At 33.6% G+C, this 19072-nt stretch carries 18 protein-coding genes; 7 read left to right on the top strand and 11 right to left on the bottom strand.

The features are described 5' to 3' along the window. Window positions 1-925: 925 nt before the first annotated feature. The 3 genes from QO200_RS16315 (at window position 926) to QO200_RS16305 (ending at window position 2980) form a co-directional block, all read left to right on the top strand. Window positions 926-1234 (top strand): hypothetical protein, encoded by a 309-nt coding sequence (locus tag QO200_RS16315; RefSeq protein WP_371542200.1) that lies wholly within the window; start codon window positions 926-928, stop codon window positions 1232-1234. Window positions 1235-1396: 162 nt separating this feature from the next. Continuing rightward, a complete protein-coding gene (locus QO200_RS16310; protein WP_371542197.1) occupies window positions 1397-1663 on the top strand; it encodes a hypothetical protein in 267 nt (88 codons plus the stop codon). 81 nt (window positions 1664-1744) lie between these two features. Next, a complete protein-coding gene (locus QO200_RS16305) occupies window positions 1745-2980 on the top strand; it encodes a multidrug effflux MFS transporter (RefSeq protein ID WP_371542194.1) in 1236 nt (411 codons plus the stop codon). 119 nt (window positions 2981-3099) lie between these two features. Here QO200_RS16305 and QO200_RS16300 read toward each other — a convergent pair whose 3' ends face one another. The 11 genes from QO200_RS16300 to QO200_RS16250 all read right to left on the bottom strand — a co-directional run bounded on the left by QO200_RS16300 (window position 3100) and on the right by QO200_RS16250 (window position 16240). Then, window positions 3100-4386, bottom strand: coding sequence for an NAD(P)/FAD-dependent oxidoreductase (locus tag QO200_RS16300; RefSeq protein ID WP_371542190.1), 1287 nt, complete (start codon window positions 4384-4386; stop codon window positions 3100-3102). A gap of 209 nt (window positions 4387-4595) precedes the next feature. Further along, window positions 4596-5177, bottom strand: a complete 582-nt coding sequence (locus QO200_RS16295; RefSeq protein WP_371542187.1) for an outer membrane beta-barrel protein — start codon at window positions 5175-5177, stop codon at window positions 4596-4598. A gap of 208 nt (window positions 5178-5385) precedes the next feature. Next, window positions 5386-6072 (bottom strand): NAD(P)H-binding protein, encoded by a 687-nt coding sequence (locus tag QO200_RS16290; RefSeq protein ID WP_371542184.1) that lies wholly within the window; start codon window positions 6070-6072, stop codon window positions 5386-5388. A gap of 20 nt (window positions 6073-6092) precedes the next feature. Continuing rightward, window positions 6093-7070, bottom strand: coding sequence for a D-cysteine desulfhydrase family protein (locus tag QO200_RS16285; RefSeq protein ID WP_371542181.1), 978 nt, complete (start codon window positions 7068-7070; stop codon window positions 6093-6095). A 179-nt stretch (window positions 7071-7249) separates the two neighbouring features. Next, the gene (locus QO200_RS16280) at window positions 7250-7915 is read right to left on the bottom strand and encodes an aspartate/glutamate racemase family protein (protein ID WP_371542178.1); all 666 of its coding nucleotides are present in this window, start codon (window positions 7913-7915) and stop codon (window positions 7250-7252) included. Between the two features lie 673 nt (window positions 7916-8588). Further along, a complete protein-coding gene (bla, locus tag QO200_RS16275) occupies window positions 8589-9479 on the bottom strand; it encodes a class A beta-lactamase, subclass A2 (protein ID WP_371542175.1) in 891 nt (296 codons plus the stop codon). 399 nt (window positions 9480-9878) lie between these two features. Next, a complete protein-coding gene (locus QO200_RS16270; RefSeq protein ID WP_371542173.1) occupies window positions 9879-11072 on the bottom strand; it encodes an ATP-binding protein in 1194 nt (397 codons plus the stop codon). Window positions 11073-11736: 664 nt separating this feature from the next. Next, window positions 11737-12351, bottom strand: a complete 615-nt coding sequence (locus QO200_RS16265) for a hypothetical protein (RefSeq protein ID WP_371542170.1) — start codon at window positions 12349-12351, stop codon at window positions 11737-11739. Between the two features lie 221 nt (window positions 12352-12572). Further along, complete coding sequence (locus tag QO200_RS16260) at window positions 12573-13910, bottom strand: DEAD/DEAH box helicase (protein WP_371542167.1); 1338 nt, start codon at window positions 13908-13910, stop codon at window positions 12573-12575. Window positions 13911-14056: 146 nt separating this feature from the next. Then, a complete protein-coding gene (locus tag QO200_RS16255) occupies window positions 14057-15601 on the bottom strand; it encodes a DEAD/DEAH box helicase (RefSeq protein ID WP_371542165.1) in 1545 nt (514 codons plus the stop codon). Window positions 15602-15709: 108 nt separating this feature from the next. Then, window positions 15710-16240: a DUF6155 family protein gene (locus tag QO200_RS16250; protein ID WP_371542162.1), complete on the bottom strand. Its 531-nt coding sequence runs from the start codon at window positions 16238-16240 to the stop codon at window positions 15710-15712. A 103-nt stretch (window positions 16241-16343) separates the two neighbouring features. On the opposite strand from QO200_RS16250, the gene QO200_RS16245 reads away from it, so the two are divergent. The 4 genes from QO200_RS16245 to QO200_RS16230 all read left to right on the top strand — a co-directional run bounded on the left by QO200_RS16245 (window position 16344) and on the right by QO200_RS16230 (window position 19067). Then, window positions 16344-16628 (top strand): DUF3817 domain-containing protein, encoded by a 285-nt coding sequence (locus QO200_RS16245; RefSeq protein ID WP_371542159.1) that lies wholly within the window; start codon window positions 16344-16346, stop codon window positions 16626-16628. Further along, on the top strand, window positions 16621-17877 hold the full coding sequence (locus tag QO200_RS16240) for a mechanosensitive ion channel family protein (protein WP_371542156.1): 1257 nt from the start codon (window positions 16621-16623) through the stop codon (window positions 17875-17877). The genes QO200_RS16245 and QO200_RS16240 overlap by 8 nt, the downstream gene beginning before the upstream one ends. Before the next feature lie 30 nt (window positions 17878-17907). Next, a complete protein-coding gene (locus tag QO200_RS16235) occupies window positions 17908-18459 on the top strand; it encodes a GNAT family N-acetyltransferase (RefSeq protein WP_371542154.1) in 552 nt (183 codons plus the stop codon). A gap of 215 nt (window positions 18460-18674) precedes the next feature. Continuing rightward, on the top strand, window positions 18675-19067 hold the full coding sequence (locus QO200_RS16230) for an ACT domain-containing protein (protein WP_371542151.1): 393 nt from the start codon (window positions 18675-18677) through the stop codon (window positions 19065-19067). Window positions 19068-19072: the final 5 nt, after the last annotated feature.

Here is a 19072-nt window from a genome sequence, read left to right as displayed (position 1 = left end):
GGACTTAAATGTCCTTTCTTTTGAAAAAATTATCCTATCTTTTTTCCTGAGAGTTGCATTAATTAATTGAATCTAGTACATTATAAAAGACATAGTATTAGAATCGTAATTCCGATACTGGTGTATAGCGCTCCTTGCCAGTAAAAAAGTCTCGTTTCCTATTTTTCCCAAAACTGTTCCCTTATTTTTTTTTGAAATGACCACTTGTAGGCCTCCAGAAAAGAAAAGTAATTATTTAAAAAAGCGATATTGCTATTATCCAATTTTTTCCATTTGCAGAACTTTAGTTAATATACTTTTAATCGTTGTTAAATTGTATATGTGTCTTATAATGTAGGGTATGTAAATCCTTTATGGATGAATTAGAGTTATTTGATAGCGTTTATATCAATATTCAAAGATAGAGTATTTTAACTAAACCTCTTATTAAAGCAGCTTGGCTTCTATAATTTATCAGCGATAAGTTCTTAATTAACAACTGTTTTATGCCAATTTTAAACGACTTATTATGCGCTTTTTTCATAGCCTCGATAGTAGTGAAAAGCCTTTACGAGCTTATAACCTCTTTTTTCTTGTTGCGATAGAGCGACTAAAAGAAGCTCCTAGCGCGACCTAGAAAAAGGGTTGAAGCTGGAAAGCTTGCAACGGATAACGAGAATAGCTCCTAAAAAAACTATTAGAATTATTAATTCAAGTACTACCTTAAAAAACTGAATTAGACTCTAACGTCTGTTTTGGTTTTGCGTAGTAAATAGATCAAGAAGTACCTTTACAGTGCACAGCAACCAAACATAGTAACTTAAGAATGTATGAGAATTTAACTTTAGAGCGGAAATTTAGGTTTGGAATATACATTGAACATTAAATTAGTATGTTTGCAGCAATGCAATTTCAAGCGAAGTATCAAAATGCATTTATTAAAATTATGATTGCTCAAATAATTCCAAATATATCTGTTGACTGTGTTGTTTTTGGGTATGATAACAAAACAAAATTATTGAACGTTTTATTGATCGAGCGTTTTTTACAGTTAAAAGATACAGATGAACCTTTAGTAAATGACTACGTGCTGACTGGGTTTCACGCTTATGAAGATGAGACAATAGACGAAACTGCTAAACGGCTTTTAAAGGAATTAACAGGACTTGATAATTTATATAAGAAACAATTCAAAGTTTTTGGTGATCCCAATCGGTTAATGAATCAAAAGGATATTATTTGGGTACAAAACTAGAATTTTAATCAACGAACTATTACGATCGCCTATTATTTTTTACTGCCTACGCATACAGTTAAGCTGGAGAACAAAAAACACAAGCTACAATGGTTTCCAGTGAATAACTTGCCTGAATTGGGCTTTGACCATAAATGAATCATTGCTGAAGCCTATGGTGATTTGAAGGAAAAGTCATTGTACAAACCCATCGTATTTGAACTCTTAGCTGATAAATTTACGATTAAAGAATTACAAGATGCATATGAGGTTATTTTAGGGGTCGAAATAGACAATAGAAACTTCCGAAGAAAAGTTATTGCTAAAAAGTATGTCATTGCCTTAGACGAAAAACAAGTGGGGATTTCAAAAAAACCTTCTCAACTTTATAGGTTCAGTAAAGAGATGTACCAAAAAACATATAAAGAAAGTTATCTCATTAACATTTAACTTTTGAAAGTAGGCCTATATAAAAAAGCTGGATTTTATTACTCAAGATGGTAGCACTTTTGGTATTTTAAATATTTACCTTTGCAAAAAATTAAAAAAGCAATTTTGAGTACAACTGCCACTAGATCCAAATTTAAATATTTTCAATTAGTTTTAATTTTAGGTTTTCTTACTGCGCTCGGCCCGTTTTCAATTGACATGTATTTACCCGGTTTTTCTGGAATTGCAATAGATTTGAATACTACCGTGGCCAAAGTCGCCATGACCCTATCCAGTTATTTCATCGGAATTTCTGCAGGACAATTGCTGTATGGCCCTTTATTAGACCGCTATGGGAGAAAAAAACCATTATTTATTGGATTGTTAGTCTATATTTTAGCTTCATTAGGTTGCGCACTTGTAACTGATATTGATACGTTTATTGGTTTGCGATTCATACAAGCCGTGGGAAGTTGTGCTGCTACGGTAGCTTCGATTGCGATGGTTCGAGATTTATTTCCAGTGAAAGAAATTCCAAAAGTACTCTCGATGTTAATGTTAGTCGTTGGGCTTTCGCCAATGTTGGCACCCACGATTGGTGGTTATGTGACGGCAGCCTACGGGTGGCATGTTGTCTTTTTAATTCTAATGGGAATTGGTATTGTAGTTCTTTTGGCGGCTCAGTTTGGCTTACCGAATACTCACGAACCCGACACTTCTATTTCGTTAAAACCAAAACCGATTATTCTTAATTTTTGGAGTGTCGTAAGAGAGCCTCAGTTTTATACCTATGCGTTTACAGGAGCAATTGCTTTCTCTGGTTTGTTTACGTATGTGGCGGCCTCCCCTATTCTCTTTATGGATATTTTTAAAGTTGATGCCACAACTTACGGTTGGATTTTCGCTTTTATGTCATTGAGTTTCATCAGCGCCAGTCAATTGAATTCTTTGTTACTGAGAAAATACAGTAGTGAGCAAATGATTTTTGGTGCTCTGATAGTGCAATCTGTTATTAGTATAACTTTTTTAATTACGGCTATGAATGGTCTTCTAGGATTGTATGAAACGATCGGGATGCTGTTTATATTTTTGGCCTGTTTGGGAATTTCGAACCCTAATACTGCTGCGTTGACTTTGGCTCCGTTTTCTAAAAATGCAGGAAGTGCCTCGGCATTAATGGGCGCTATCCAATTAGGATTAGGTGCTTTTGCTTCCTTTGCAGTAGGTATTTTTGTAAAGGATTCTATGGTACCTATGGTGGTAATTATGACTTCGAGTACGATTGCTGCCTTGGTCGTTTTAAGTATTGGTAAACGAAAAATTACTGTAAAACATTAATTAATGGCGCTTTTATAGTCCTATAAGTCATACAAGAAAACTTATATGACTTATAGGATTATAAAAAAAAACACTCATGGTTTCAGATTAGTAAAATCTATATTTTTATATGTTTAAAATTAGCAAGTAGGTTCACTACTAGTTTTGCTTTTTGCTTTATCAGGTCTTATGATCATTCGTAAGGATTGATCTTTGGCAAAATAAGCAATCATCCAGTTAAAGAATGTTTTTATTCGGTTGCGATATGTAATTAAAGAAACCAAGTGGATGAATAACCAAATAGCCCAAGCAAAGAAACCTTTAAAATGTAATTTTGGTTTTGGTAAATCTACTACAGCCTTATTTTTTCCTATAATCGCCATTGACCCTTTATCGTTATATTTAAAAGGAACCATCGGTTTATTGCGAATCAGTAACTTAAAATTTTCTGCTAGATTCAGTCCTTGCTGGATAGCTACTTGCGCCACTTGCGGATGTCCGTTAGGAAAATCGGTATCAGTTACTTGAATACAGGTATCCCCTATCGCGTAGATATTATCTGTTCCGTTTACTTTATTAAAGGCATCGGTAGCCATTCGTTTTCCTCGGCCGTAACTTTCAGTAGGAATACCATCAAATATTTTTGCTGATACTCCGGCAGCCCAAATCAAATTCTTAGTTTGTATCGTTTCTCCGTTTGATAAAAATACAGTATCATCGACGTAATCTACCACTTGGGTATTCAATTGTACCATTACACCTAAGCTAGTAAGTGCTTCAAGAGTATCCTTTTGTGATTCTTTGCTCATAGGTGCTAACAACGCAGGTCCGCCATCAACTAAATAGATATTACTGGCTGTGGTTCCTAGTTCTGGATATTCTTTTTGGAATATACTCTTTCTCATTTCCGCAAACATACCCGAAACTTCAACTCCAGTTGGACCTCCGCCGGCCACAACAATAGTTAGCAGTTTACGACGTTTGCGAATGTCCTTGCAAATGGCGGCTTTTTCTAAGTTTTTTAATATGGTATTCCGCATTTCAATGGCATCATTGAGTGTTTTCATCGGAATTGCATTTTTCTTTACATTTTCCATTCCGAAATAGCTCGTTTCCGCACCGGTTGCAAAAACTAGGTGGTCGTAACTCAATTCGCCATTATGCAGTATTATTTTATTTTCTGAAGGAACGACTTTTACGAGCTCGCCAAGACGAAACTGTATGTTTTTCTTTCCTGCAAATAATTTACGAAATGGATAACTAATACTGGATGGTTCCAAGAAAGCAGTAGCTACCTGATAAATAAGCGGCGGAAAGAAATTATAATTATTTTTGTCAACAAGAGTTACCTGAACCCCTTTTTGATTTGAAAGTTCTTTAGCAAGGTTAATCCCTGCAAATCCTCCACCTATTATGACAGTATTCATATGTTGTTATTTAATAATTTTAATAAAAAAGATACTCCATAAATATACGTTTTTTTAAGGGAAGCTATTAAATTTCGAAATAGGAAATAACTATGGTACTATTGATTTACTATTGGTTGTTTCATTTTGGAGTATATAATAGTATTTAGAATAGGTATAACGCTTTAATATTTAGATGTTTAGTCTTTTTTTTGAATTTAAAACTTAAGCTAAAATTTATAACCGACTCCAATTTGCACTCCAAATTCGGTTAAATTTTGATCGTAATTCTCTTTTTCAAATGAAAGTATAGAATGTCTTTTTAAATTTGGATTGATAAACACTAAAAACTTACTAAAGTTATATTTTGCACCAACTCCTATACCAAATCCAATTCCGGACTCAGAGTCAGTTGAATTATCAGATAATTGAAAATCTATAATCGGCCCTCCGTTTACAAAAATGTATCTCCAAAATGTATAATTTGCATAAATTGCAACCGATACAATTTCTAGCTTTTCATATCGTGACTGAATGGCGGTTCCCATAAACTCAGGTGTTATTTTTATATCCCTTTTAGAATAATTAATTCCAGTTTCAATCGAAAAACCAGGAGAAAATTGTCTTAAATACTTTATTCCAAATTCATTAATTTTTTCATTTTGATATCCGGCTCCCCCAAGCATAGGTTCTTTCAAAAGTTCAGCGTCAGATGTTCCAAAATACAATCTAAATTCATTAGAATTTTGTGAATAGCTGTCTACACTTAATAATGTAATAACTAAAGCAAAAAACAATCTTATTGTTTTCACCTTAAAAGTTTGTTATTGATTCACATACAGTGAGCAAGCTTATGATTTTCATCTTAAATGATTTATTTATGCTTAGGCTAAAATATAAAAATTTTAAAATAAATCACTAAATCGTGTTGATCGTTTGGAACTTTTCTTGGAATCAGATTTTGCTTTTTCGAAAAGGAATTCTTATTTTATTATTTGGATGAGGACTTGCTACACGTTTTTAGCCGCGCTCGCTAATTCTATTAAAGTCTTCGTATTGCAAAATCTCTAATCCAGATCCATTTGAAAAAATGTTCTCAGCAATTGCCACACCTAATTTTTCTACTGCTATACCTCTATATTTTAGCCAGTTTCCATGTAAAAACAAATTTAGTTTGGGCCATACTTTTAATACAATAGCTTGTGAAATTCCATATCTGTTGGTAGGTGTTAAAATCATTGAAGGTTGAAAAATACTCAAGCGAGCAAATTGAAGTTTTTCTAATTCGGCCACCAATTCTCCTTTGCTTCTCAAAAAAAAGTTAGAAGAAGTAGCGCTTATTCCAACAGAAGATAAAAGCTCAAAATGTCGGACCCCATTTTTTTTGCATATTTGAGCAAAATCCAGAACGGCCTGTTTGTCTATCTTCAGAAATTCTTCTTTGCTCATTTTTGAGGGTTCGCCCACGCCTAAAGTACAGATGGCAACGGATGTATTTTTCACAAAAGGAGCATAAGAGTTAGGATCAAAAATATTAATTTCATGCTGTTGTACAAAATCAGCTTGTATAGTATCAATAGAACGTCTTCCTAATAGGATCAAGTTTTTAGGTTGTTTTGACTTTAGGAACCGTTTCACAACTTGTGTTCCTACAGCACCACTTGCTCCAAGCATTACTACAGAAATGTTTTCGTTAGTGTAATTCATTTTATTTTGATAGGTATAAATTATTGTAGATCATTAGCATATTTGAAAATGGCGGGTAGTCCACCGGTATGCCAAAATAGAATATTAGTGTTAGTAGGAATTCTTTTTTTATTTAAGAAATCAAGCATTCCATAAAAAGCTCGAGCTGTATAAACAGGATCTAATAAAACGCCTTCATTTTTAACTAGTTCACTGATGGCATTAATTTCATTAGTAGTGACTACACCATAGCCCTCTTTATCATAATCCCTAATTAATTTAATATCTGAAAGATTGAATTTTTTATTGACGTTCAATTTTAGAGCACCTACCTCTATTCGATTTAAAACTGCTTCTTCGAGCGAAAGTCCATTTAATTCCTCTTTGTCTATACTTATTGGAATAAGCTCTGAATCTAATTGATAGACCTCTTTTCCTAGAGTTAGTCCGGCTTGCATCCCTCCAGAACTTGAGGCAAAAAAGATATAATCAATCTTTAGTTTTTGTTCAATTAATTGCTCTTTTAATTCCTTAACGGCAGTAACGAATCCCATAGCTCCCGCAAAATTAGAACCTCCGTATGGAATTACGAAACATTTCCTTCCTTCGTTCTCAATTTTGGTTTTCAATATTTCTCCATCTTCTCCTTTCCTATTTTCAGCTGTAAAATGGATTTCGGCTCCTAGGATTGACGATAGCAATAAATTCCCATCATATACGTCTGGTTTTTCACCTCCCAAAAGTAAATGACATCTAAGTCCAGCGATTGCACATGCGGCAGCAGTCTGCCTACAATGATTAGATTGCTGTGCTCCAGCTGTGATTATGGTGTCACAATTTTCATCAAGAGCTTGTTTGATTAAATACTCTAATTTTCTAGTTTTATTCCCACCAAAAGCTAAACCCGTATTTTCATCTCTTTTAATGAAGAGTTTGTAGTCAGGATATTTTTTTGATAATTTACTTAACTCTTGTAATGGAGTGGGAAAGAAACCTAAACTAAACTTATTGTCAATCATAATTTCGTTTTTTTATTAATGTTAACACAGAATCCTACTGAAAAACACGCCTTTAAAACCGAGATTCCCTGAAGTTTTAGCTAGTATTTTATTATTTATTTGATCATTTTTAATGGTTATTTATGTGGTCTTTTACAAGCTTCTTCTAAACAGGAAAATAGTATTAGCAGCATTTTTATCTACTTTATAATACTTACTGCCGCTTCCATTTGTACTAATGCCATGTCTAAAAGGTTTTTATTAGCCAAAGGTTTAAAAATAGACAGTTCAGTACAAGCCAAAACCACGGGAGTGTTGGCAGTATATTTTTCAATAAGCAAATAATAGTTTTTAATCAATTCTTTAGTTTCTGTTTCATTATAAACCTGCTTGCGAAATTCATCGATAAACAACATGTCTTCTTCTGAAGGAAGTATTGTTTTTATACCGTTTGAATTAAAAATGGACCGGATATAATCAAATTTCATACTAAATAGAGAACCAAATAAAATAACTTCATGCCAGTTGTTATTTTTAATTTTTGATGCGGTTAAATGAATTGGGTGAAGTATTTTCTTTGTGATTGCAAGTCTATCAATCGTTTCGTGAAGTGTAATATTAGGTATCAAAATACTTTCAATATCCATTTTTTCAATTTCACTAATATAATATTTAATGACTGCGTCTAATGATTCTGAAGTATTGGGTAAAAGGGAATTGATTCTGTCGAAATTTGCATTCAATAAAAGAAATGGACAAGTGCTATACCCCCCTTTTTTCTGATGGTACAATTTATTTAATTCTGTTAAATAAAAGGAAGTACTTCGGCTACCCAGTCCTAATATAGTAAAAGTTATTTTATCCATTTATAAATTTATTGAAGGTATATATTCTGCAAAATACGATTTACTATTCGTTATTTCAATTTCAAGGATAAATTCTAAGTGATGCCTTTACATTTTAGTGAGTCAGATTTTAACTGTATTGCAGTAGGAATAACGTAACGATTGTGCGCAATTATACTCTGTTCTCAAGCGTTTTAGTAATCACTTCGTAGCACTTAATTTGGGGATGCCAGAATATTAGACAAAAATGAATTTAAAAAAGGGCTATTGAAATGTTTCAACAGCCCTTTTCTAAATCTTCCAGTATTGTTTAAAGAAAACGCAATTGTATACGCTTTGCCATCGCTAGTTACGCATTCTCGTAATATTTTCACTTGAAGTGTTTTTAATCAATACAACTAACTGCTTATTGTAAAGTGTCCAAAATTCTGTAATTTGGTTTTTGTCAATTTGCTGATAGTAATTGTATTTATTCCAATTGTTTTGGTCGTATATAATCGTAGGAATATTTTAAATTGAGAAAGCACAAAACGTTCGTGATTATTTGTTGTACTATCTATTAAGTGACCTAATATTTCTTTCTTCCTCCACTTTTAAGCATTTAGTTTATTAGAAAAAATCAAGTCGTCTATTTCAATTAACAACGGTGGAATGGATTGACATAAAATGGCTAAACGTTCTATTGATTTTTGTATCATAATTTATTTGTAAAATAATTCCAAGTTGCTCTTGTTATGTCGGCAATAATTTTTTCAGTTTCTTCTATTTCCCCCGTGATATCCTTTAAATACACCGAAATTATAAAATGTTTTCCGTTTGGCAGTTTTACAATTCCAACGTCATTCATAGCCACTCTTAAATTATGTTCGTTAGTTCCTGACATTCCTGTTCGGTGCGCTAATTCAGTTCCTTCAGGAAGCCCTGCTTTCATCCAAGAAAGTCCTCTTGAGCTTTCGACCATTATTTGATACAAATACTCTGTTGTCCCCCTTTTTAGAATTTTACCTTTGTAAAACTTATACAATAGCGCTGTTGTTGCAAGTGGTGTTGTCGTATTCAAATAGAGATTTTCCCAGGTTCTCATTTGCTGCTCATTAACTTTAATCGTAAAGTTTTTTATTCCTTGCCTATGGACAAACTTTTGAACCGGTTCCGTACCACCAATTAAGTCGAGAAGTATATCGCAACCATTATTGTCGCTATGAGAAACCGTATATCTCAACAAACTGTCTAATGTTATATGTAGATTTCCATTTGAAAAATCATCTCTTATTGGACTCCAAGTGCCTTGATGTAAATCTTCTTTTTTTATAAATATTTTATGTGTTAAAGAGAGTTTACCTTTATCAACTTGCTTTAAAACTGCTAGTGCGATATGAAATTTAAAAACGCTCATTAAAGGTGCGTTTAAATTCCCATTGATATTTAAAGTGTCTTTGTCTTCAATTCCTCTAATAGAAACGCCAACAGTTGCATTTTTTGCTAGAATAATTTTATCTATTTTTTGCCGCAGATCATTCGTGTTTTGAGCTAAAGATTGAAGAGAAGCAAATGAAGCTAAAATTAGTATAAAGATTTTACTCATATTAAATTTCTGTAAGTCTATTGTCGGTCTGTGAGCATTGTCAAATTACGGATAACGCATTTATACTAGTACTAAAACGGCTATTATCCACCCAAAAAAGATCGGCTTTGTGCCACAAAGTAGCTGTTTTATTTTTATACTAAAATATAAAAACTATACTATAATACATCAAATAGGAAACTAAAAAAAACCATTGCCCTACTCCTTCTAGCATTGCAATGGTTTTTCAATTTAAAACAGTAAAATCAGTATTTCATTTTTTAGCACGACTACACACTTTTGAATCCGCGCTATCGTCGCCTTGCTATATCCCAGTGCTCGGGTTTTGAGCATAAATTACATATAGAGTTGGCAAACGTTTTTTATCAATCTTAAATCAAGAATTATGAAATAAAATTCTTAATTAACGTCGAGTTTATTCAGGCTGTCCATTTTGTCTACAGGTTTATTTATTGGTAACGTAAAATAAAAAGAAGAGCCTTCGCCCTCTATGCTTTCCGCCCAGATTTCACAACCGCTTCTTTCTAAAAAACCTTTTACTAATAATAACCCAATTCCGGCTCCTTTATTTTCAGCTCTTGTTTTTGAAAGAGAAGCCATTTGTGCGGTAAAAAGATTTTTCGTTATTTCTTTCGACATTCCAATGCCATTATCTTTAACTTCTATAATAAGTTTATCTTTATCTTCATTTTCTTTTGCCGAAACTGTAATTTTTCCTCCCGATTTTGTATGACGTAAAGCGTTTGAAATTAAGTTTTGCAAAATAGAAAGTAACATTTTCTCATCTGCAAAAACAGTTTCATTTTCTTTAATATCGTTATGAAGACTTATTGCATTCACATTTGCAATTTCCCCCAACTTATTAAAAGTCTCATCTACATATTTTCCAAGTTCAATTTCTGCGGGAGTAAATATTTCTGATGCATATTTAATTCTTGCCCAATCCACTAAACTGTCCAACATGTTCAATTCGGCAATGGAAGAGTCATGAACAAGCTCTAGCATTTGCTTTAATGTTTCAGGCTTCATTTTTTCAAAATTATCTTTCAAATATTTGGTTGTTCCAATAATTGATGCCAAAGGGCTTCGTAAATCATGTGAGAGAATGGCAAGGACGTTTTCCTTATGTGTATTCAATTCTTCCAGTTCTTTAACATAATTTTTAATAGAATCTTCAGCATTCTTTCTTTCTGTCAGGTCACGCAGTATCTTGACATAGCCTAACATTTCTCCATCTAAACCCGTTATTGGAAAAACTAAACCGTAAGCATAAAATGTGCTTTCGTCTTTACAAATATGCCACCTGTTATCTACTGCCCTGCCTTCTTTTAATGCCTGATCAATTTCTTTCTTAGGAATTCCATTTTTTTTATCTTCATTTGTAAAAATGATGTCAAAAGCTTTACCTAAAACTTCGTCCGGTTCATATCCGAAAATGGAAACGGATCCTGAACTCCAGCTATTAATTTTTAATTCATTATCTAGGGTGAAAATGGAATAATCTTGTAAACCATCAATTATCTGACTATAAAATTCTGTAGTTGGAACATATTGACTTTTGAGTATTCCTGGTTCTTTAAGTTGATCTGCCATTTTTTTATTTTATGAAGTATTAAAAGTTGAAAAGAAGAACAACTTTTTTTGAGGGCAAAGGTACTTAATTCTACCAAATCAAAAATGTTAATAAGGAAGACTTTTTGTCAACCGAATTGTCATTTAGTTATTAAAATAAGGAGATTTTTCATATTTGTTATAAATTGTATATTGTTAGTACAAAATGGCTCTAATACATCCTAAAAAGGGATGTTTTACGCCATAACCCTCCCATTTAATTTTCGAACTAAAATATAAAAAGTTTAATACAAACTACTAATTGCGTACCACTATTCTGACATCTTAATTAAATCTAATAAAACAAAAAAGCCATATCACGGCTACTTGAATCGCAGGCAATAGTTTATCAATTCTAAAACAGATAAAGTACTGTTTCAATTTTTTGTCGTTTGAGCCGCTTGCGCCATAGTTGCCTTGCTATATCCCAGCGATGTGCTTTGTCATTTAGGCCGGAGTTCACTCCGTGAAGAAACTGTAAGCGAGTGTGGCTTTTAGCGTTCGCTTTCTAACACTAAATTTTTAGGATGCCTGAATATTACGTAGCGATAGCCATAAAAAAAGGGCTGTTGATACGTTTTCAACAGCCCTTTTTTAAATTTTCTATTATTGTTTGATGGACCTTAGGTTTTCAAAGGTTACTCTTTTAGCCACGAGATGGAGCCACAGAGAATTCTTTTTTCTTTTTATTCAATTCATCCTGCAGTTTGCGCATTGCTTTCTGTTCGCGTTCCAAAGCTTTTTCCTTATAGATTTCAAATTCTTTTTCAGACTGTTGTAACGCCAACTTACTTTCTATGGTTATGATGTTACTTTGTTTAAATTTAAAGATGAAAAATAACAGTGCAGCGATCAATCCAATAACAATAAGGAAAAACAATGTTTTAAAAAACGTTTTTTCAAATTGTATTCCAAAAAGCGAAATACTTTCCTTTTCAGAGATTAAGTTGGTAACAACAGTTTCTGAGGCGGTTGATTTCGTTTGTAAACTTTCAATAAGTCGTTTCTGCGAATTCAGAAAGTCTGTATTAGCTACAAGCTTCTTTTTTGAAACGGCAAGAGAGTCTAGAACATTAGATTGTAATTTAAGTATCGAAGTAGCTTTAATCACTTTATAGCCCTGAAAATTATTTGATTTATCAATAAGATTCTCAAACTGATATTTTACAGTGCCTGAATCGGTAATCTTGTTTGTAGTTTGGCTAAAAATGGTTGATGTAATAAGTAATACGGCAACTGCCGCCATTGTCATTTTCTTCATGAGTTAAAATCCTTTTAATTCATAACTAAGTATAAAACTAGTTATTGTTAGAATAAATAACGAGGTATAAAACTAGTTATTGTTGTTATAATAGATTTACAACAGATTTAACTAAAGTTGTTTTCATTTTCCCATTTGATATTGATATAAACCATAAAAAAACCATTGCCTCGCTTCTTTAAGCATTGCAATGGTTTTTCATGTATAAAACAGCAAAAGTACTATTTCATTTTTTGTCTTTTTACCGGTTTTTCTACTGGTTCGTTTTTGTTTTGTAACAAATAATTAGCCAGTAGCTTTTCGATCAATTCATCCTTTGTCAAATGATGAAAAACGGTTTTAATTTTAGTTTTCAATTCTGCATCCACTTCATGGTTGGGTTTAGTTTTGAATATTTGCTTTGCCCATAAAAGAGTATTATTTTCTTCGATGCTTAGCGCGCTTGGTTTTTTGAATTCGGTGAATTTAATACCTAGCTCTTTTTCAAAGTCGGCGATTTCTTTTACCTCTTCTTCTTGTAATACCGTTAATGAAAGTCCCTTTGCTCCTGCTCTGGCTGTTCTTCCGCTACGGTGTACGTAAGCTTCATACACATCAGGCAAATGGTAATTAACCACATACGAAATTTCCTTTACGTCAATTCCTCTAGCAGCCAAATCTGTCGCTACTAAGATATTGATGTGTCCCTCACGAAATTGCTCCATGATGCGGTCTCTAATTCCCTGTGATAAGCTACCGTGCAAAGCTCCCGAAGAAAAACGGTTTATTGCTAAGTTTTTAGCCAGTTTATTTACCGCTGCTTTGGTCTTACAAAATATGATTCCGCGTTCTCCTTCTTTTGAATTCAGGAAATGCATTAAAACATCTAGTTTTTCAATAGGATCCACCACAATATACTCATGATCAATTCCTTGATTTCCTACTGTTTCCATATTAGCGCTTACCTGAACTACATTTTTATTCAAGTAGTTCTGGATCAACTGTTTTATAGTTCCCGGCATTGTAGCCGAAAACAATAATGTTTTGTGTTCCTTAGGTAATTCGGCAATAATTTCATCTAGGCTTTCTTTCAAGATAGTCACCATTTCATCAGCCTCATCTAATACAAGAAATTTGGTTTCCTTAAGATTGATTGCTTTGCGCTGTATTAAATCAATTAAACGACCCGGTGTTGCTACCACAATATGTGTAGGTGCAGCTAGGCGTTCGATTTGCGGCTTTATTGGGATTCCACCGCAAGTCGCTGCAATAGAAACTTCTGGAAGGTATTTTGCAAAATCTTCTAGGTTTCTAAAAATCTGATGTCCTAATTCCCTTGTAGGAACCAGAATTAGCGCTTGTACCGTAGGTAAAGAGGGATCTATTAATTGTAAAAGAGGCAATCCAAAAGCAGCCGTTTTTCCGGTACCGGTTTTAGCAAGCCCAACTAAATCAGTTGTATTTGCTAAAAGTAGCGGAATTGCTTTAAGCTGAATTTCTGTGGGTTCAACAATTTTCAATTCAGAAATTGCTTTTAGAATTGGTGCTGAAATCCCTAAATCAGAGAATTGTTTTGGCATTTTTTTGGATTTATTATTTTAAAAAAAATAGTTGTTTTGTGTACTGGATCCCTAGCCCTGATAGAAGTGAAAATCCTCTTATGGCGGTCCCGAAACTTCGGGACGGCACAAGAGATTGAAACGAATAGCAGGATTAGCTCCTTATATTAATCTTCATCAGGTTCGTTCATGATTTTCTCACGATACTTCTTCCCGATCATTAATGTCATTTTTAATTTGTAATCATCAACCAGCCATTCGCGGTAGTTTTTACTACACTGACTCAAACATTTAGAATAGCGTTTGATACGGCAGTCAATATCGTCGTCCAGTTCGCGTGACAATGATTTTGCTTCTTGCAATGTTTCAGTATTATCTACACACATCGAAGAATGCTGCTCTAGCGATTTGTCTAAAACTACTTTTGAACGCAAGTTTTGGGCAATGATAAGTTTGTGCTCTTCATCGACATCAAACCCTACCTCGGCTGTTTTACTGAATTTAGCACGTAATTCTGGTGGCATTGAGTATTTGAAATACAATTCTATCTCCGTATCATCTCGTAAATTTTCTAGATAAAACTCTGGTGATTTAAAGATATGCTGCCAGTTCACAGGCTCACTCCACAAACCAAAACGGGCTGCATTATTTCCTAAATCGATCACGGTAAACATATCCTTGTTAGGCAGTTTTCTAGATCCACGACCAATCATTTGGTAATATAATGTCAACGATTTTGTTGCTCTGTTCAGGATGATAGTTTCCACGGTCGGCTCATCAAAACCAGTGGTAAGGATTCCAACCGAAGTCAAAATCGCATCTGGTGTTTTCTTGAACCACTGTAGGATATCTTTACGTTCCTCAGCGCTGCTGGTATTGTCAAGATGACGGATAGGATAACCTGCTTCTCTAAACGTTTCATAAACGTATAGAGACGTATTGATTCCGTTATTGAAAATCAGGGTCTTTTTACCTAAAGATTTCTCTGTATAAGCATGCAGTAATTTCTCTTGCATTGCCATATTAGTATACAAATCATCAGATGATTTCACGGTGTAATCTCCGTTAATTCCGACTTTCAACGACGTAAGTCCTACATCATAACTGTATGTTATTGCTTTTGCCAAGAAACCATTTTCAATCAATGAATTGATGGTATCCCCTACGATTAATTCATCGTAGCTTTCGTGCATTGGCAGTTTAATATTTGAGCTCAAAGGGGTTGCTGTAACTCCCAGGATAAATGCATTAGTAAAAGAACTCAATAATTTTCTAAATGAGTTGTAATGCGCCTCATCGATAATTACTAGTCCTACATTATCTAAATGAAGTTTTTCATCATTGATACGGTTTTTCAGCGTTTCTACCATGGCCACAAAACAAGAATATTCGTTTTGGTCTGGAAGGTCTTTTACCTTACTATTGATAATTTTGTTTTTTACGCCAAAACCTTTTAACATCTTAGAAGTTTGTTTACACAGCTCAATTCTGTGTGTTAAAACAACTACTTTATTGTTACTTTTAGATAAATAGCGTCGAACGATTTCAGAGAATACAACCGTTTTACCACCACCGGTAGGCAGTTGATACAACAGGTGATGTTGTTTTGGTGCATTGTCTATTCGTTCAAAAATGGAATCAATATCTCCTTTTTGGTATCCATAGAGTTCTTTTCTGTCTTCTTTTTCTATTTCTATAGTATTTTCAAACATTGTATTTTGTTGGGTTTTTGCAAAAATACGCCTAAAAAACAGTAATTCTGTTATATTTAATTTAAAATATAGGGAGGGATTGAAGAAATTTCTGTTATGGGGAGCTTACTAATACTCGAATCTCTCGATGATTGCGTCAAATTCCGGCTCATTTTTCCACTTTTGTGTAATCGTTTCCTTATGAATCGCATTGATTCTAGATTTGAATTCGTTAAGAACCCCATTTGCAATCATAAAAACCACTGCCTGCTCAAAAGAATTGAACATGCTTTTAAAAAAGAGTTCTTGTTTGATGGTATTTTCGGAGGAGAAAGCTTGGGCGATTTCGATATTATACAGCATCACATCTGCTATTACAAACGGGTCTACGCCCAAAGTGATAAAGTGCTTAATGTACTTTTGGGCGACAGAACGACGCATTTTTGGTTTTTTACGCTTCCTGGCAGCCGTTTGTATTGGAAAATACTCATTAGAAATCTTAAGCTTACATTCCTGCAGGAGTGTTTCTTCCTTTGGGTTAAACACAAAATTATAATACACTTTTACAGGACTAAATTTTTCATACAATTCGAGAATCTGCTCTTCAAGTTGCTCTTTTGTAAGTTCGTTCAGGTATTTTTTTAAATCGCGTTTGCTCATTTTAAAAAGTTCAGGTTACAAAAGTAAAAGAGTTTAAGATGGAATAGCTATAAATTCAATCATAATTACTTAATTTTGCCCATAAATACTAAAAATAAAGTAAATGCTCAAAATTTTTAAGGTGGTAGCGATTCTAGAAGGAATCTCTTATTTGGTTTTATTCTCGAATATGTTGTTCATCAAACCCAATAATTTTGATCTTTATAAAACCTTACTTTATCCTATAGGGATGAGTCATGGTGTATTATTTATAGGCTATGTAATATTAGCTTTTATATTAAGAAAACCTCAAAATTGGGATTTTAAAACTTTTTCTCTTATTCAATTAGCTTCTCTTATTCCATTTGGTACTTTTTATGTAGAGAAGAAATACTGTGTAAATGCTTAAACTTATAATAAAAATATTCACTTTTTTTTATCCAATATTCCGAAAATGGGGTTTAGGATACAGTTTTGCGTCCTATTTAAGTCTATTTCTTAATATAGCACTACTCTGCATTTTGGCTTACAGCATCTATGTCGTTTTCCGACTTTTGCTGGTGACTATAATGATTTTTATAGCTCGAAAAACCAAAACGAAATTTGATGATTTATTGGTAACTAACAAAACAGCCAAATACATTGCGCATTTAATTCCGTTGCTATTCATTTATAAGTCTGTTCCTGTCATTTTGGAGCGTTATGAGTATTGGGAAAGCGTTTTTGGAAAATTAGTAGGAATCTATATCGTTATTTTAGTACTTTGGATTATTCGTACCATTTTTAATGCCTTACGGGATTATCTAAAACTAAAACCCCGATACAGCGATAAACCCATCGATAGCTTCATTCAGGTTATTATGATTATGTTATGGATCGTTGGGATCATCATCATCATATCACGCGTATTTGAAATAGGTCATACTGAGCTTTTAACGACTTTTGGGGCCGTATCTGCTTTGATTATATTAATTTTTAGGGATATTATTTTAGGTTTCGTAGCTAGTGTCCAAGTGTCTATAAACGATATGATTCGAATAGGTGACTGGATTACCATGGCTAAATTTGGTGCTGACGGGGATGTAATCGAAATCAACCTGACCACGGTAAAAGTTCGAAATTTTGACAATACAACTACGACTATTCCAACGTATAGCTTGAGTTCAGATTCTTTTCAAAACTGGCGCGGGATGTTTCATTCTGATGGGCGACGTATAAAAAGACACATCCTTATTAAAACGAGTAGCATCCATTTCCTGAATAACGAGGAGTTGATAAAGCTGAAGAAAATCACACTTATTAGCGACTTTATTGACACCAGAATGGCCGAAGTCGATAAATACAATAGCGATAATGCGATTGATAAATCGCTGGCTATAAATGGCCGAAATATTACTAATTTAGGGCTGTTTAGAAAATATATTACGCAATACCTGAACAATCATCCGGCGATAAATAAAGACCTACTCCTACTCTGTCGTCAATTGCAGTCGACCGCACAGGGAGTTCCTTTAGAAGTGTATGCTTTTACAAGTGACAAACAATGGCAAAATTATGAATACATCATGTCTGATATCTTTGACCATATAATTGCATCGGTACCTTTCTTTGGACTAGAGTTATATGAATTGCCTTCTAATAATGATTTTCTTCAATAAAATTTTATCTTAATGCTTTTACCAAAAAAAATGGAACTCATTAGTCTCCGATTAAAACTGAGATTAATTGACAATGGTGATTTAGATGCAATTCATATTTTGCATTCTTTACCAGAAACCGATGAGTTTAATGCGTTAGGAATTCCTGAAAATAGTGCCGAAACCAGCAGCATAATCACCCCTTGGATTGCAGCAAATCAGGAAGAAGATATTCAAATCTATACTTTTGCAATAGAAGAAAGTACAACTAATCAATTCATTGGTTTGTTTGGACTTAAATTAGGAGCTAAGAAGTACCGACGAGGAGAAGTCTGGTATAAATTACATGTAGATTATTGGGGAAAAGGATATGGAACAGAAGCATTAAACCGTATTCTCGATTTTGGGTTTGAGGATTTAAAATTGCATCGAATACAGGCAGGTTGTGCCGTAGACAATATTGGTTCTATTAAAGTACTTGAAAAGGCAGGAATGTTACGAGAAGGGCGAGGAAGACAGCTACTGCCATTGAAATCTGGTTGGTCTGATAATTTTGAATATGCTATTCTGGAAACGGATGATCGAAAAAGAACTTCAAATTAAAGGATAGTATTAAGTTCAGGAATATTAATTTATTTTTGTGCCTATTTTGCAGATTTTCTAACCGATTTTAGCAAAAATCTGCGTACTATTTTAATTAAGTATTACTTGAAATAATAACATTACCTACGTTGTAATCATTTGTTTAGCTTCTATTATCTAAATGATGCTGAATTTAGACTAGCTTATGAATTGAAAAACAAATTTATAAAAACACTATGGCTGGAGAAAAAGACTTAGAAACATTGCTAAAAACAATGAAACCCAAGCATATTGAAGGGGATTATGTTTTTTGTGTTATTAATTCACTTGAAAGTATCGATTTGAATGTCATTGTTATGCTTTTCAAGGAAGAAGAAGCAACTACTATTATTCTTAAAAAAGAATGCGCTGATTCCTCAAACCTCGAATATACCTCTGTTATGGCGTGGATCACGCTAACGGTTCATTCCTCGCTGGAGGCTGTGGGTTTAACTGCCGCATTTTCGAATGCCCTTTCTCAAGAAGAGATCAGTTGCAATGTAGTAGCCGGCTACTATCATGACCATATATTTGTTGACCAAAAAGATATTAATAAAGCAATGGAAATACTCAATAGTTTTTCTAAGTAATTTCT

This window comes from Flavobacterium sp. Arc3 (assembly GCF_041431375.1).
In the GTDB taxonomy this organism is placed as follows: Bacteria; Bacteroidota; Bacteroidia; order Flavobacteriales; family Flavobacteriaceae; genus Flavobacterium.
The sequence above is the reverse complement of the archived record's forward strand: the minus strand, read 5'-3'. Positions and strand labels throughout refer to the sequence as shown.